Source organism: Phaeodactylibacter sp., from assembly GCF_022763345.1.
Lineage (GTDB): Bacteria > Bacteroidota > Bacteroidia > Chitinophagales > Saprospiraceae > Phaeodactylibacter.
This window is the reverse complement of the sequence record NZ_JALEGS010000049.1, coordinates 137,647-153,331: the sequence shown is the minus strand read 5'-3', so window position 1 is coordinate 153,331 and position 15,685 is coordinate 137,647. Positions and strand designations below refer to the sequence as shown.

Sequence of the window (15,685 nt, the reverse complement as noted above, 5' to 3'; positions counted from 1 at the left end):
TCAAGAACTCTGCCCATGTTAGCGACATCGAAAATTACCATCAGCCGCAAGGCATTGGAAAGCAATTATCGTTTTATACGCAATCAGATTGGCAATGACGCCAAAATCTCCTGGGTGGTCAAAGGGAATGCCTACGGCCACGGTATCGAGATGTTTGCCCCGCTTGCTGTGGCTTGCGGTGCCGAGCATTTCAGCGTATTTGATGCCAGTGAGGCCTACCGGGTCAAGAAAAGCCTTCAGGACAAGGAAGTGCAAATCATGATCATGGGGATGGTGGAAGACCAGCATCTGGAATGGGCAATCGAGAACGACATCGAGTTTTATGTTTTTGAGCCGGATCGGCTGGAGGCAGCTGTCCGGGCTGCCCGTAAAGTTGGCAAGAAAGCAAAAGTTCACGTTGAGGTTGAAACAGGCATGAACCGTATCGGCTACGAAGCGCATGAGCTGCCCCATGTGGCGGAACTACTGCTTAAGTACCCCGACTTGCTGCAGTTCCAGGGGCTTTGCACTCACTTTGCCGGGGCAGAGAGCATTGCCAATTACGTTCGGGTCACTCAACAGCGCAAGGTCTACAAGCGCATCCTCAACTGGTTTGCCAATCAGGGGCTACAGCCGGATATCAAGCATGTGGCCTGCTCAGCCGCAGCAATACGCTATCCGCCCACCCGACTGGATATGGTCCGGATCGGTATTCTTCAGTATGGCTTTTGGCCCAGCCGGGAAACCCTTATTGAGCACAACAGTAAAGTCAACCGGCAGGATAACCCACTGGAACGCCTGATCTCCTGGAAAAGCCAGGTGATGGACACCAAAACGGTGAAAACCGGAGAATATGTGGGCTATGGCACCTCTTATATGGCCACTAAAGAGATGAAAGTAGCTACAATTCCTATCGGCTACGGCCACGGCTTTACCCGCTCCCTAAGCAATGCCGGGCGGGTACTCATCCGGGGTAAGCGGGTGGGCGTCATTGGTATGGTCAATATGAATGCCATCACAGTGGATATTTCCCAGGTGGATCATGTGGGAAGAGGCGATGAAGTGGTGATTATTGGCAATCAGGGGGAATTAGAGCTCGGTGTCTCTGCATTTGGGGAGTTTTCCCAGCAAGTCAATTACGAGTTGCTGACCCGTCTGCCTATGGATATCCCCCGGGAAATTGTAGATTAGCTCAACACGATTAAACCTAGATAACATACGTTTGTTTACCAATTTGAAGATAGAAAGCAATCTTTAAATTAAGCCTTACAGTAATCGAAGCTTCTCACAAAACGCTGTCCATTCCATTTTCCGCTCAGCGGAAGTATCATTCCTTTGCTTTTTCCGGAAATTCTGCTTTAACCCATGGCCCCTGCGCCTGCCGGTAAAGCCACTCACTTTATAACTTCACCAAATCACCATGGCTTACCTTACGCTTAAAAAAAGCCACCTGCGGCATAATTATGAGTACCTGGACAATATTTTTAAAAAGCACGACATCGACTGGGCCATCGTTACCAAGCTCTTGTGTGGTAATGAGGACTTCCTGAAAGAAGTTATCAACCTGGGCATCAAAGAGGTCTGTGACAGCCGGATTTTCAATCTTGCCAAGATCAAGAAGGTTGCTCCGGATATGCAAACGGTGTACATCAAACCGCCGGCTATGGGCGAAGTGGAGGATGTGATCCGCTACGCAGATGTAAGCTTCAACTCAGAAAGCGCGACAATCAAGCTACTGTCTGAAGAGGCACAACGGCAGGGCAAAGTGCACCGCGTAACCATCATGATCGAGCTCGGCGACCTGCGTGAGGGCATCATGGGAGAAAACCTGATCGAGTTTTACGAGAAAATCTTCGAACTGCCGAATATCGAAATCGTCGCTATCGGTTCTAACCTGAACTGCCTGCACGGTGTTATGCCCTCAGAAGACAAGCTGATACAGCTTAGCCTTTACAAACAGCTCGTGGAAGCCAAGTTCAATAAGAAAATTCAATGGATTACCGGTGGGACTTCTGTAGTGCTGCCGCTGTTGTTCCGTCAGCAGATACCCTCGGGCATCAACCACTTCCGTATTGGCGAAACGCTTTACTTTGGGGTGGACTTGTTTGAGGAAAAGCCGATCAAAGCGATGAAGCCCGACGTGCTGCGGTTGTTCACACAGATCATCGAGATCACCAAAAAGCCTAAAGTGCCCATCGGGCAGCTGGCCGCCAATCCCTCCGGTGATGTCTTTGAGGTGAATGAAGAGGACTACGGCAAGGAATCCTACCGGGCGATCCTGGATATTGGCACACTCGACATTTCCGTGGAGTACCTCATCCCGGACGATGAAGACATCAACATCGTTAATGCCAGCTCAGATATGCTGGTGGTAGACCTGGGCGACAAAAGCCCCAACTACAAGGTAGGCGATGAGATATCCTTCCAGCTCAAATACATGGGCGCACTGAGCTTGCTCAATTCCGACTATATTGAAAAGCGGGTCATTGAGTAAGGACGGAAGTTATTCGAACGCAATGTGGAATAGCGCATCGCCCTGATTGACCACAGCAGCATTACTGTGCCCTATGATATAGCCGGTATGGGAAGCTTTCACTGCTTTGCTGTCCTTACTTCCGTAGGGGTCATTGATCCATCCGATCTCTTCTCCTTTCTCTACCTGATCGCCTGATGACTTTTCCCAAAGGAAGAGCCCGGCTTTAGGCGAACGTACCCAGCTTTGGTGGCTGAAGTGTTGCCGCAGATAGGGCTGCCCGGTGGCTTCTCCAGGAACCATATCCAGGTAGCTCAGCAAGCGGTCGAGCCCCGCCAGGCCGTACTTAATGGAGGCGGCGTCATAACGCTGACTCTCTCCGCCCTCGAAGATTAGGGCCGGCTTGCCATGTTCCAACGCAATTTTCCGAAAAGATTTCTGAATGGGCGCTTTGGCCACACTGAATGGCGCACCGAATACTTTAGCAAGTTCCTGGCTGCGCTCATCGCCTTTGCTGTAGCGTACCTGGGGAAAATTGTACAGGTTGCCACCGCCTGTGTGATAATCCAATATGATGTCGACTCCTGGCAGTACTTTCTTAGCCAGGGCATTCGCCAGGCGGGAGGCCAGAGAGCCCCGGCTGCTGCCCGGAAAAGACCGGTTGATGTCTTTGCCATCCGGCACCTCGCGCGACCGGTTCACAAAACCATACACATTCACCAGGGGAATCGCCACCACACTGCCCTTTTGCAAATCCGCAAAGCGCCCATTTTGCAATGCCCGGCGCACGATTTCCACCCCATTAATCTCATCCCCGTGGATGCCCGCCATAACCAGCAACGCCGGGCCGGGAGCCTCCGCACGAAAGACATGCGCCTCAATACGGATAGGGTTACCAGAGGGTAACTGGCCAACTGGAATCTTCACCACTTCATCCTCCCCCGGAGCGATATTCGACTTGTGGATTTCTAATGACAGGGCTTCACTCATAGTCAGGATGATTGGGCTAAGGTTTCTTCGATAAATTGGATGATTCTTCCGGCGACGTTTATACCGGTGACCGTTTCTATACCTTCCAGACCGGGCGAGGCGTTTACTTCCATAATCAGCGGGCCACGCTCTGAGCGCAGAAAGTCCACGCCACCGACATGGAGCCCCATAATTTGTACAACTTTAACCGCCAGCTCCCGCTCTTCGGGAGTAAGCTTCACCTGACGGGCAGAGCCGCCCCGGTGCAGGTTGGAGCGAAACTCACCGGGCCGGGCCTGCCGTTCCATGGCGGCCACTACCTGGTTGTTGACTACGAGTACCCGGACATCCCTGCCTCTGGCCTCCCGGATAAACTCCTGCAGCATCACGCGATTGTTCAACCGCTGAAAAGCTTCCACGGTAGATTCTACCGTACGGAAAGTCTCCGCCAGAATGACCCCTATGCCATGGGTGCCCTCCAAAAGCTTGACAACCACTGGTAATCCCCCCAGCTGACTAACTGCTGCCTGCATGTTTTGCCCGGAAGCAACGAAGAGGGTTTTAGGAATTTGTATGCCATGCTGTGCCAGGCGGTGCAGGCAACGCAGCTTGTCCCGGGCTTCAATCAGAGCGGCGGCATTGGCAGCCACAAAGACGTTCATATTTTCGAACTGGCTGATGACCGAAGCGCCAATAGAGGTTACGGAAGCTCCAATACGGGGGATGACCGCATCAAACCGTTCCAGCCGGTACCCCTGATAGAGTATACGTGGGCGGTCGCGTTCCAGTACCAGCGAACAGCGGGTGTGGTCCACCACATGCATTTCGTGCCCTCTTTTGATCCCTGCCCTGATAAGACTCTGAGTGGAATACAGCTGCGGGCCCCGTGAAAGAATCGCGATTTTCATAATTCCGAATGGTTATTCGTAATTTACGCACGAATCAAAGGTAAATTAATTTTCTTCACGCTTACCACACCTCATGGCTTCAACTTCTGCCGATTTCCCAATCAATGACAAACGCATCATTAATGGCTGGGCCATTTTTGACTGGGCGAACTCCGCTTTTGCGCTGGTGATAACTGCTGCGATCTTCCCGGCTTACTTTGTAGCAGTTACGGATGAAGACCTTTCTGTCTTTGGGATGGAAATGTCCAATAGCTCTTTATATACTTTTGCCATATCGGCTTCGTACTTCATTATTGCCCTCTTCTCCCCCCTCTTATCTGGCATAGCAGATTACGGGGGCCGGCGGAAGTTTTTCCTCAAGTTTTTCACCATTTTGGGTTCCTTATCCTGCCTTTCCCTGTTTTTCTTCAAAGGCATGGAGCAGCTCGAACTAGGGACGGTTGGCTTTATGCTGTCTATGATCGGGTTTGCCGGCGGGTTGGTGTTTTACAATGCCTTTTTGCCCGTGATCGTCACCGAGGACCTCTACGACCGGGTGAGTGCCCGGGGGTTCTCCTTTGGCTATATCGGGAGTGTTATTTTGCTCATTATCAACCTGGTGATGGTGCAGTTTTGGGAGCGTTTTGGTTTTCCGGATCAGGGTACGGCTACACGCTATGCTTTTCTTTCCGTGGGGTTTTGGTGGATTGGATTTGCGCTAATCCCCTTCCGACGGCTGCCTTCGGATGAAAAGCAGAAGACCTCTCCCGAAATCCTTCGCAAAGGGTTTCAGGAGCTGAAAAAAGTATGGGGAGCCGTAAAGGGGGAACAGAACATTCGTGCGTTCCTGTTTTCCTTCTTCTTTTACAGTGCCGGCGTACAAACGGTGCTGTTCCTGGCCAGCACCTTTGCCAGTAAAGAACTCAACTTTGAAACTTCCGAACTCATCGTCATCATTCTCCTGCTTCAGATTGTCGCTATTTTAGGCGCCTACAGCTTTGCCCGCCTGTCAGAGTGGAAAGGCAACAAAGTATCCCTGATTGCCATGTTGCTGATTTGGATAGCGATTTGCGTAATAGGGTATCTTGTGCAGGAGAAAGCACAATTTTACGCCATCGCGGCGGCCGTTGGGCTGGTTATGGGAGGGATACAGTCTCTGTCCCGGTCTACCTATTCAAAGCTCATTCCGGAAAACTCAGACGATACCACCTCCTACTTCAGCTTTTACGATGTGCTGGAGAAGGTAGCCATTATTGTCGGCACGTTCACCTTTGGATTAATGGAGCAGGTCACTGGTAGCATGCGGCTGAGCATGCTGGTGCTGAGCGGGTTCTTTTTGGTTGGGCTGCTTTTGCTGCTCAGGGTGAGGGTTCGGGCTACCGCGAGACCAGAGGTTTAAAGGTTAAGATCTTTTCATGAGGGCATAAAAGAGCCCCGCCCGGCACGCTCTAAAAGCGGCCGGGCGGGGCTTTTATGTAGTCAATGAGTAGCTGAACTTGATTATTCAGCATGCCCAAAGGCTATTACTTGATCACAACAGACTGCGTGAACTGCGCCTGTCCGTCAACCACCTGCAGCATGTAAGTGCCGGCAGCCAGGTTGCGTACATCCAGCTCGATGTTATCGCTCTGAAGTGTACCGAGATCACGGCTCAGTACCACCTGGCCCAATGCATTCACCATGCGGATGTTCAGGCGGTTCGCCACTTCTGGCAGATCGATCTGTACATTCAGCACATCCTTCGCAGGATTAGGGAATACAGATACGCCCTGCTCCAGCGCTACATCGCTCACATCAACCGTCTGGCAAGAAACGCAGTAGCCAAAGCATACCGGATCAAGCGGAATGTTCATGGTACCTGTTTCCACGAAGCGGTCATTGAATTCACCGGTCGTACAGTCGTCACCAATGCTGGTATCGATGTTCTCCCATCCGTCAGGACCGTTCTTGAACTTGTAAGTTGCTGTAGAGTTCTCTGGAATCTGTACAGTAACGGTGTAGATGTTGTCGCCATCAAGGTCAGACATCTCAACGTTATTGAAATCGCTGAAGCTACCCGCCAGGAATACACCGTCTGGGCTGAGTTCGCCAGCTTCTACGAGCAGCGACACGTCAACAGCCATCTGTACGTTTACAGTTGGTGGGCTGTAGTTCAGCTCCCAGTCGAAACCAGTGGCATCATTGCGGTCGATCCACTCGATATAGTAAGTGGTACCTCCAGTTACCTCAATATCTTCCACGCTTGAAGCGACGATACAGTCGTTATCACTTTCAGCGATCAGCTCCAGAGACTGGAGACCGCAATCGCCAGTGTAAACGAACAACCAGGTATCGGCGTCAGTTCCACAGGAATTGATGCTCATGAAACCATCATTTTCTGGCGTAAAGGAGTACCATGCGCCACCAGAGTATGGAGTAGTAGAAGTCGTGAAGTAACCTGGGCGATAGCCACCAACAGAAGCTTCTCCAAATTCCTCAACAGTGTGGATGCCCGGATCAACGGCTTCAGCAGACTCACAGAAGTCACCTACAGGCAGATCGCCTTCGTTGAGCGTCAGTTCCCAGTCAAAACCGTCAGCTGACCAGGTATCATCCCACACGATATAGTAAGTCTCGCCGGAAGTCACTGGCACCTCACGGTAAGTAGCCCATGCACTGCCGCCAGCGGAAATTTCGCAGCGGTCATCATTTACACCTACTGGTGTAAGGTCACCACAGTCACCCGCGAGGATCCATGCGCGGGTATCCACACCGCCACCGCAAGCGCTTACGCTAATGTAGCCATCAGCAGTAGCCGTATAGCTGAACCAACGAGCCTGCAGGCCAGCTCCATCAGATGGATCATAGAACAGACCGCCACCAAAGCAGTCCAGCTCTCCTGCTGTAACTACGCCTGGCTCAACTGCTTCTGCTGTCTGGCAGTATAGCCCGTCACCTGGCTCAGGAATCAGCGCTACCGTGAAGTCGTCTACATACCAAAAGTCGGGTTCGTCTGGTCTTGGGTAGTAGTTCACTGCGCCTATTGACTGCAAGTTTCCGGTACTGCTGGCATCAAAGTTCAGTGGCCAGCTGGACACCCACTGTCCGTCAATATGCATACGGATGAGGTCATTATCGATATCAATCACCGTTACAATCGAGAACCATTCCCCTTCCGGGTAGGTAAAGTTAGCACGAGGGTCAGCGGCACCTGCATTGAGGTCGCCAGTGCCATCGCCATTGAAGAACACTTCAACTGCCCATTCTACGGCTGGTGTTGCATCCTTCTGGAAGTTAAAGTAGGCTGTGGAATCGGCAGGTATGTACATGTTCCAGCTAACGACATAGTGACCGGTAGTCAATGTCTGGTTAGACAACAGGTAAACCGGGTCTACGTCCGTACCGTCACCCGTGATGAGGTGAGAGTTGGAACCACTTGCCGCCTGATCAGAGCTTACATCACCGAGGATAATACCGGCAGCAGGCCATGGGATGATGAAGTTGTTTACCGGTGGTGCACCTACTGTCTGAGCCTCAAAGTCTTCAGTCCAGATTACGGTAGGCTGGTCGCAGGTAGCCATATCCAGCGGGCAAGCTTCACAAGCGCCAAAACATACCGCATCAACCTCTACTGGGAAAATTGAAGTGTTGATGAACGGACGCACGTTGAAGTCGAAGCCACTTGGTACGCCGCAGGAATCTGGTACAACCTCCAAATTGGCAGGATCCACCCCGCCGTTCACAAAAGCGTAACCAATCGTATCCAGTGTCGTTACCTGAATAGTTGTTGAGTAGATACCATCGCCATCATCGTCAGACATCGTCTGAATGATCACATCGTTGAGGTCAGATACACCAGGACCGCCAACAACCACGCTAACACCTTCTGCTGCTACCGTTTCGTTCTGCATGTCTACATTCAGCGTAACATCAACAGGCTCAGGATCGCCCAGGCTGACGGTGAAGTCAAAGCCATCAGAAGAGTTCGCATCATCCCAGAGGATGTAGTAGTCCTCGCCTTCAAATACCAGCCAATTCAGGGTAGAGCCAGCATCGTCCGGGCAGCTGCCCTGATCAAATATAAGGTTGGTCAAATTCGCACGGCAATCTGTAACACTGTTGAACAGCAAGCGCGTGGCAGCTGCGCTTCCACAGGAGCTAACGGTTACCACACCAGTTGCAGAAGGTGTATACTTGTACCATACTTCGCCGGTAGCCCCAGTAAAAGTGTTGCTGGAGTCCATAGGGATTTCATCAACGGTAAAGGTGCCTTCGCCAATCTCGATCGCTGACTCATAGGTGCTGCCTGCCGGCACATCGTAAGTCACCGTTAGCCCGGCCTCCATGCGGATAGCCTGGCAGTCGTTGTAGCTCAGTACAACTGTAGGAATGGTGATATCCGGGCGGCAGCCAGCGGCGCTGGCGACGTTCAGAATAGCATCAGGGTTAGCAGTGTCGTTGTTACAAAGAATGACACCAACTGCACCCGCATCCTGCGCATTGGCGACCTTGGTATCAAAACCGCAAGCACCCCGGTCAAGCAGTGCTACAGAGCCCGATAAGTCCTCTTCGATTAGAAAGCAGGCAGTCGATGCGCCAGATGTATCGGCTACAACAACAACAGGTCCGGAAAAGCTTGGTGTGGCAGTGGGGTTCGTAAACACCGAAATACCATGATTGTAGCTACCAGCAACGCTTGCCGGAGCATCTACAGTAAACGATTGTGCCTGCACAGAGGTCATCGCAAAAGCCATGACTGCTACCAGTGCAAGCAGCTTGTTCATGTAAGTTTTTTTCATACGAAACGTATTGAATTGAGTGAATGGAATAAAAGTTAACAATCGGTTGAACAGTAGAAAAGCAGGTTAGAAGCCTGCAATTTTCCACTGTTTATCTTTAAGGGAGCCCAGATCATACCACTCAAGGCCCCTGGGTTATCATTTAATAAGCACCGTTTGCGTCGCCTGCCGGTCTCCCATGAGTACGCGTAGCTGGTAGGTGCCCGCAGGAAGGTTATGAACGGGCAGTTGAAGCTGAGCTTCTCCGCCGTCCAATTGCCTTTCAGCAAGTGGCTGCCCCAGCAAGTTCATCAGGGTAACTTGCGTGCGCTCTGTGAACTGCGCTTGTTCCAGCCGGATGTTCAGCACATCTGATGCCGGATTTGGGAAAACAGTAAAGCTTTGCTTGAGCACTTCATCCTGCTCCACGCCCACAAAAGCATCGAAGCCAAGCTCCCAGATGTAGAGCTCGTCGCTGGGCCCATCCATCCAGCGGTCGATCCACTCGATGTAGTAGGTTTCACCACCTGTGACCTCAATGCTGTCCAGGCTGGAGGTCAGCAAGCCCTCGCCGCATCCATTATCATTCTGAGCCACCAGGTTGAGCCCTTCAAAAGTGGAGCAGTCACCTGTGTACACGAAAAAGTGCGTATCACTTGCTGCAAAGTCACAGGCAGAAATGCTCATATAGCCGTCTGAGCCAGGCGTAAACTGATACCACTTAGATTGTGCGTAGTTGGTCGTTGAACCTGAGGTGTTGTTGATATTGGGGCCAGCCACCGCTGACTCTCCATCAATAGCACCCACTTCGTGTTCACCCGGCTCAATATCTTCAGCAGATTCGCAGAATTGACCTTCAGCTGGAGCTTCTTCTACGAGAGCCAATTCAAAGCCAAAGCCAGAGTCTGACCAAGCGTTATCGAACATTATATAATAGGTATCACCTGCCGTGACCACGGCCTCTCTGTAGGAGGCGTAATCATCGCCATCACCTGTATCGCAGCGGTCGTCATTTACACCAACGATGCCTAGATTTTCACAATCAGAACCTTTAAAAATCCAAACCCGGCTATCTACTCCACCTCCGCAACTGGAAACAGACATGATACCATCTGTGGAAGGCGTATATTGATACCAATGTGCTTTGAAGCCACTGCCGCTACCACCCTGGTCATAACTGCCTCCGTAGCAGGCAAGATCGGGAACGGCATAAAAGCCCGGTTCTTCCAGAACTTCGGCCGTGTAACAGTATTGTCCTGCTTCCGCTGCCGGAATTTCCAGCAGACTGATATCATCGATGAAGTAAGAATGTCCGGTATTCTGCGGGTAAAAATTGATACTGTGCATCTGACTGGACTCTGTACTACCACTACTAAATGGCCAGGTGTCTACTGTTCTTTCATTAACGACGAGGCGGGCGTAGTCGCTGTCTATGTCTATAAAAAGGTACACCGGGAACCAAGTGCCGGAGGGGTAAGTAAAGGAGGCATCATCGCTGCCATCGTACTTTTCAAGTGTGCCTGTCCCGCCTTCGAAGGATACATCAAACGCCCAGAATCCCTCTGTATCGGTTGGGGCTTCGTGCTGAAGGTTGAAATAAGCACTTGTGGAGTCGTATACGAACATTGACCAGGACAGGACATAGTGCCCGCTTTCCTGACCGCCAAGCAGCAACAAGGCATCCTGCCCGTCGATGTTGCCATCAATTTTGATTGAATTGCTGCCTGTATTTGCTTGTTCGGTTGATACTTCTGCCCCGGTTGTTGCACCCGGCCAGGTATCCCAGTCCTCTGATTGAAAAGTAATATCGCCGGTAGCGTAGGCCGACAGATCATCCATTAACAAAACTCCTGGCTCCTCACAAGTAACCTGCGCGTTAAGGGTTAAACTCATCAATCCCAGCAAGAAGAAGAAAGTGTAGCGTTTTTTCATACTAATGTTTGTGCTTTTTTATGCTTCAGGTGTTTTCCACCTTGTAAAATAATCGGTTGTTAAGGTAGCTCTCGGTGTATTACACCGGCAGCCATTTTTGATCGCTCTCGGAAGATTCAATAACCCGGTCGATAAATTTCATCCCCCGGACTCCATCCGCAACGGTTGGAAAATCTTCATACACCGGGTCTGCTTTTTGTCCGGATAGTTTAGCACGCAGGCAATTAGCAAAATTCCGGTAAATGTTTGCAAAAGCTTCCAGGTAGCCTTCCGGGTGCCCGGCGGGGATACGGGCAGCAGACTGAGCGTCAGGGTAAAGATCCCCCACGCCAGTTCGGAGCAGTTGTTCGGGCTTGTCCAGCCAGCGCACCTTTAGGTCGTTGGGGTACATTTGATGCCATTCCAGGCCGCCTTTTTCTCCGTATACCCGGATATGCAGGGCATTTTCTTCTCCAGCTGCAACCTGAGTCGCGTAGAGAATACCCCGGGCGCCGTTGTCGAAGCGAAGCAACACGCTACCGTCATCATCCAGCTGCCGCCCTTCCACGAAAGTGTGGAGGTCTGCGCACAGTTTGGTGATCCGAAGCCCTGTGATATACTCTGCCAGGTTTTCTGCGTGCGTCCCTATATCGCCCATTGCTCCTGCTGCACCGGAACGTTTAGGATCGGTACGCCAGGAGGCTTGTTTTTGGTTCGTCGCTTCCAGACGGGTGGAAAGCCACCCTTGTGGATAGGCGACAATGACTTTTCGGATAGCCCCAAACTCACCGTTGCGGACCATTGCCCGCGCCTGTTTGACCATAGGGTACCCGGTATAATTGTGGGTTAATGAAAATAGCAACCCAGTCGATTCAACGAGTTGTTGCAGCTCCAGCGCTTCATCAGTATTAAAGGAAAGAGGTTTGTCGCATACCACAGAGAAGCCATGTTCCAGCGCCATTTTTGCCGGTGGGAAATGCACATGGTTGGGCGTCACGATGGACACAAAATCCATACGTTCGCCTTCGGGCAGGGCTTTTTCCTTCAGGATCATTTCCTCAAAGCTGCCATATACCCGTTCAGGTGGGAGATAAAGGTCAGCGCCGGAAGCTTTGGACTTTTCCGGATCGCTGCTGAAAGCTCCGCATACCAGCTCAATCTCACCATCCAGGGTAGCAGCCATCCTATGCACGGCACCGATAAAGGCACCGCGGCCACCACCTACCATTCCCATCCGGATTTTTCGGCTCATATAGATAGTCAGCTAATTATAATCTCTCTAGCGCTCAGGTTCTATGCCCTTAAAAAACCAAGCCTTCTTCTTATGCCCGCTGGATTTTGCAGGCGACCAAATTGAGGCGGCTTAATTATCAAAGACTTCGGATTTGAACCAGGAGTCGGGATTCAAATCTAAGGTTTTGCCCGCTATATGACCATAATAATAGGCATATTTTTTCAAAAAGGGTAAAATTTGATTGGGCAAGTTTTACGAAAAAAGCAATGAATACAAGGCACCCAAGCCTTTTGCCTGACGATAAACGGGAAAAACAATACCTGTTAAAATTGCAAGCCCTTTTGGCATTAAAAGATTAAACCTGCGTCCGGCTGCTGCTGTTTTCACATAGCTGCGGGGGCATTCTGCCGCCTCTGCCTGCTCAATTCACCAATAAACGGTTGAACTGCTTTATGTCAAATACGATCGTGTACGCATTGGAGGAGGTTGGCCAAATTGCCGAAAGGCTACTGAAAACAGCTACTCCGGAACAAACCATCTGGACTTTTACCGGTGAGATTGGTGCAGGAAAAACGACACTGATCAAGGCCATATGCCGAAAACTGGGTTCGGAGGAAACCATAAGCAGCCCTACCTTTTCCCTTGTCAATGAATACAAAGACCAGGAAGGGGAAACTTTCTACCATGTGGACCTCTACCGCTTAAATGACACGGAAGAAGCCCTGGATATCGGGATCGAAGAATACCTTGACAGCGGGCGGCGCTGTCTGATCGAGTGGCCGGGCCTGATTGAGTACCTGCTCCCGGAGGATACTTTCCGAATAAAGCTTGAGATAGGGTCCGATTCCAGCCGGAAAATTATATTTTTGTAAGCTATAAGTAGTTTGATGGAAACAAGCCGATCCATGTTTTTCTTAAAGCTTTTGTGATATTTCAACGCAACTCTACGGTTGTCAGTTGCTTATGATCCCGGTCAAACCGGGACACAAAACCCAAAATTGATCCACTTGTTTTGTTTCCGTCTCTCAGGAAAGCCAATCCTTTTATGAGCGATAAGAAGAAGATACCCATCCCCAAGGAATTTACCGAACAGCAGTTTGTACCACAAGCCGAGATGCTGCAGGTCAGCAACAAGCCTAACAAACTCTACATTGGTATTCCGAAGGAAATCACCATGCAGGAAAACCGGGTAGCCCTCGTCCCTTCTTCGGTTGCAACGCTTATCGGGCACGGGCACCGGGTAATTGTGGAAGCCGGGGCAGGGAAGGAGTCCAGCTATTCTGACCATGACTATTCCGAAACCGGTGCTGATATTGCCTATAGTGCGGAGCAGGTTTACAAAGCGGACGTCATTATTAAAGTGGCGCCCCCCACACAGGCAGAGATTGAGTTGATGCACCCCAATCAAATCCTGATTTCCCCCCTGCAGCTCCCTATCATCAATGCGGACTATATCAATAAGCTGCGGCAAAAACGGGTTATTGCGCTGGCAATGGAGTACATCAAGGATGAGTCTGATACTTTCCCAATTGTACGCATCATGAGCGAGATGGCCGGCATCAGCGCTATGCTGACAGCAGCAGAGCTGATGGCGACAACGAGTGGTGGCAAAGGCGTATTGCTGGGCGGTATTTCCGGTGTGCCCAGCGCCAAAGTGGTCATACTGGGTGCAGGTATCGTGGCGGAGTACGCTACGCGAACGGCTCTGGGGCTGGGTGCGGAAGTCCGAATTTTTGACAATAACATCTACAAACTGAAGCGCCTGCAAAATCAGGTGGGCCGCCCATTGTATACCTCTGCTATCAACCCGCACTACCTGGAAGCAGAACTCATTTATGCCGATGTGGCTATTGGCGCCATGCATTCCAAATCGGGCCGTACGCCCATCGTTGTGAGTGAAGAAATGGTAATGAACATGAAGCCTGGAGCAGTCATTATCGATGTGAGCATTGATCAGGGCGGATGCTTTGCTACTTCTGAAGTGACTACCTTTGATCACCCCACCTTTAACAAGCACGAAGTTATCCATTACTGCGTACCCAACATTGCCTCACGGGTAGCCCGTACAGCATCGGTGGCTGTAAGCAATATCCTTACGCCTATCCTGCTAAAAGCGGGCAGTACAGGCAGTATAGAGCATTTGCTTTTCAACAACCATGGGTTGCGCCACGGGGTCTACACCTACAAAGGCTGCCTGACCAACAGCTACCTGGGAGAGCGGTTCTCAATCAAGTCCACAGACCTGGACCTTCTGATCACTTCAAATCTTTAATTTCAAAAAACGCGCCTCCCCTACTCCAGGTATTGCGATTTCACCCATCCGATCATGGAGCCGTGGGCGACCATCCACCAATCCGGTGTGGTATACTCTATCACCTGTATTTCCTGCCCTTCCGATAAGCGGGCAATAGACTGCCTCTGTTGATCGCCTGCAAGCCCCGCTACCATGTTGGCAGGGTTACGAAGACGGGCTCGCCGTGGTGCAGGTGGCAGACCTGCATCAGCTATATGCTGCAGCATACCTGGATGTTCGGGCGCCTCTCTATCGGTCGCCATTTTAATAGTTGCAACCACCTGAAAATCCTGACTGGTATCCGCCGATTCCACAGACGAATACGCTACCGGAGGACCGTAATCCGTTGAGGACAGCCTTTCCTCTTCGATAAAAATCGATGGGACCGGTTCCTTAGACAAAGCGGGGGAGAGAACCGAGGTAGATGCTTGATGCTTGGAAGGGCCTGCTTCAACCGGGTATCCCAAGCCCGTATCTAATCCCTCCTCCTCAAAGGTGACCTCAAAAGGGCGGACCTGCTCGTTAGGGTGGTCGGGTACCGGGACTGTTACTGCATTAGTATCGCCCCAAACCAGGAACAAGCCCGGGGGCTCTGCATTTATAAGCATTGGACGGATGGTGACTTCCGGCAGACTGGGAGGAGAAGGGGCTCTGCTCGCGATGGGCGGCCTGGTGTCCTCCTCAGCTAATGGCACGATGAAGTTCTTTTCCATCACAAGCCGGTCAGTTGCCGCCGGAGCAGGGTGAATAGCCCCAATGTGCACCGAATGTGGAGGATGATCCAGCATTTGAATCAAAACTTCGTGATCGAAACCAGCTTCGAGGTATAAATGATAGTCCGGACCGGCAAACCGGCTCAACCGGACAAGCTGCCGCTGTCCTTTTGCAGTAATTTTATAGGCATCGAGGTGAAAGGGTGTTGGCTCAGCTCCAGGCTGACTGCTCAGAATCTGCCCCTGCAGCCGGACATAGCGCCCCTGCCCCGCAGCGGAACAGCAAACGAGCATCAGCCCAATGGCCAATGCGGTAAGTTTTTGCATTTTTCTTCTCATAGTCTGACTGGGATTATGGGGGGACAAACAAGTTTTGCTATGGGTTCCAAGCCCCTTAGTTTCTTCCTGTTTACCCAGGTTGTGTGCATATTGCCGAGCTGAAAATAAGACCAGCTATACTTCGTTTTTT

General features: G+C 51.1%; 10 protein-coding genes and 1 pseudogene. 5 read left to right on the top strand and 6 right to left on the bottom strand.

Annotation, left to right across the window (positions count from 1 at the left end; all coding sequences use genetic code 11):
- The first annotated feature begins 15 nt into the window (after positions 1–15).
- Complete coding sequence (gene alr / locus MRY86_RS13315; protein ID WP_293564995.1) at positions 16–1,170, top strand: alanine racemase; 1,155 nt, start codon at positions 16–18, stop codon at positions 1,168–1,170.
- Positions 1,171–1,399: 229 nt separating this feature from the next.
- On the top strand, positions 1,400–2,473 hold the full coding sequence (locus tag MRY86_RS13310) for an alanine/ornithine racemase family PLP-dependent enzyme (protein ID WP_293564997.1): 1,074 nt from the start codon (positions 1,400–1,402) through the stop codon (positions 2,471–2,473).
- A gap of 9 nt (positions 2,474–2,482) precedes the next feature.
- On the opposite strand, the gene MRY86_RS13305 is transcribed toward MRY86_RS13310, so the two are convergent.
- Together MRY86_RS13305 and rimK are read right to left on the bottom strand one after the other, a co-directional pair.
- On the bottom strand, positions 2,483–3,442 hold the full coding sequence (locus MRY86_RS13305; protein ID WP_293564999.1) for a succinylglutamate desuccinylase/aspartoacylase family protein: 960 nt from the start codon (positions 3,440–3,442) through the stop codon (positions 2,483–2,485).
- 2 nt (positions 3,443–3,444) lie between these two features.
- On the bottom strand, positions 3,445–4,329 hold the full coding sequence (gene rimK / locus MRY86_RS13300) for a 30S ribosomal protein S6--L-glutamate ligase (RefSeq protein ID WP_293565001.1): 885 nt from the start codon (positions 4,327–4,329) through the stop codon (positions 3,445–3,447).
- Positions 4,330–4,402: 73 nt separating this feature from the next.
- On the opposite strand from rimK, the gene MRY86_RS13295 reads away from it, so the two are divergent.
- A complete protein-coding gene (locus MRY86_RS13295) occupies positions 4,403–5,707 on the top strand; it encodes an MFS transporter (RefSeq protein WP_293565002.1) in 1,305 nt (434 codons plus the stop codon).
- Between the two features lie 124 nt (positions 5,708–5,831).
- Here the strand turns inward: MRY86_RS13295 and MRY86_RS13290 are convergent.
- From MRY86_RS13290 to MRY86_RS13280, 3 genes and pseudogenes are all read right to left on the bottom strand, one after another.
- Positions 5,832–8,906 (bottom strand): annotated as a pseudogene (locus MRY86_RS13290) (PA domain-containing protein); the annotation flags it as partial.
- A gap of 318 nt (positions 8,907–9,224) precedes the next feature.
- The gene (locus MRY86_RS13285) at positions 9,225–10,997 is read right to left on the bottom strand and encodes a T9SS type A sorting domain-containing protein (RefSeq protein WP_293565006.1); all 1,773 of its coding nucleotides are present in this window, start codon (positions 10,995–10,997) and stop codon (positions 9,225–9,227) included.
- 79 nt (positions 10,998–11,076) lie between these two features.
- The gene (locus tag MRY86_RS13280) at positions 11,077–12,228 is read right to left on the bottom strand and encodes a Gfo/Idh/MocA family oxidoreductase (RefSeq protein WP_293565008.1); all 1,152 of its coding nucleotides are present in this window, start codon (positions 12,226–12,228) and stop codon (positions 11,077–11,079) included.
- A gap of 434 nt (positions 12,229–12,662) precedes the next feature.
- Between MRY86_RS13280 and tsaE the strand changes: the two genes are divergently transcribed.
- Together tsaE and MRY86_RS13270 are read left to right on the top strand one after the other, a co-directional pair.
- The gene (gene tsaE / locus MRY86_RS13275; protein WP_293565010.1) at positions 12,663–13,082 is read left to right on the top strand and encodes a tRNA (adenosine(37)-N6)-threonylcarbamoyltransferase complex ATPase subunit type 1 TsaE; all 420 of its coding nucleotides are present in this window, start codon (positions 12,663–12,665) and stop codon (positions 13,080–13,082) included.
- Positions 13,083–13,255: 173 nt separating this feature from the next.
- Complete coding sequence (locus tag MRY86_RS13270) at positions 13,256–14,482, top strand: alanine dehydrogenase (protein ID WP_293565012.1); 1,227 nt, start codon at positions 13,256–13,258, stop codon at positions 14,480–14,482.
- Between the two features lie 20 nt (positions 14,483–14,502).
- Here the strand turns inward: MRY86_RS13270 and MRY86_RS13265 are convergent, their stop codons facing one another.
- The gene (locus tag MRY86_RS13265) at positions 14,503–15,555 is read right to left on the bottom strand and encodes a hypothetical protein (protein ID WP_293565014.1); all 1,053 of its coding nucleotides are present in this window, start codon (positions 15,553–15,555) and stop codon (positions 14,503–14,505) included.
- Between the last annotated feature and the right edge of the window lie 130 nt (positions 15,556–15,685).

What these genes read in the sequence shown, in the direction of transcription:
- tsaE (WP_293565010.1), top strand. Translation starts at nt 12,663, where the DNA reads ATGTCAAATACGATCGTGTACGCATTGGAGGAGGTTGGCCAAATTGCC.
- MRY86_RS13310 (WP_293564997.1), top strand. Translation starts at nt 1,400, where the DNA reads ATGGCTTACCTTACGCTTAAAAAAAGCCACCTGCGGCATAATTATGAG.
- MRY86_RS13305 (WP_293564999.1), bottom strand. Translation starts at nt 3,442, where the DNA reads ATGAGTGAAGCCCTGTCATTAGAAATCCACAAGTCGAATATCGCTCCG.
- MRY86_RS13295 (WP_293565002.1), top strand. Translation starts at nt 4,403, where the DNA reads ATGGCTTCAACTTCTGCCGATTTCCCAATCAATGACAAACGCATCATT.
- MRY86_RS13280 (WP_293565008.1), bottom strand. Translation starts at nt 12,228, where the DNA reads ATGAGCCGAAAAATCCGGATGGGAATGGTAGGTGGTGGCCGCGGTGCC.
- MRY86_RS13285 (WP_293565006.1), bottom strand. Translation starts at nt 10,997, where the DNA reads ATGAAAAAACGCTACACTTTCTTCTTCTTGCTGGGATTGATGAGTTTA.
- MRY86_RS13265 (WP_293565014.1), bottom strand. Translation starts at nt 15,555, where the DNA reads ATGAGAAGAAAAATGCAAAAACTTACCGCATTGGCCATTGGGCTGATG.
- MRY86_RS13270 (WP_293565012.1), top strand. Translation starts at nt 13,256, where the DNA reads ATGAGCGATAAGAAGAAGATACCCATCCCCAAGGAATTTACCGAACAG.
- alr (WP_293564995.1), top strand. Translation starts at nt 16, where the DNA reads ATGTTAGCGACATCGAAAATTACCATCAGCCGCAAGGCATTGGAAAGC.
- rimK (WP_293565001.1), bottom strand. Translation starts at nt 4,329, where the DNA reads ATGAAAATCGCGATTCTTTCACGGGGCCCGCAGCTGTATTCCACTCAG.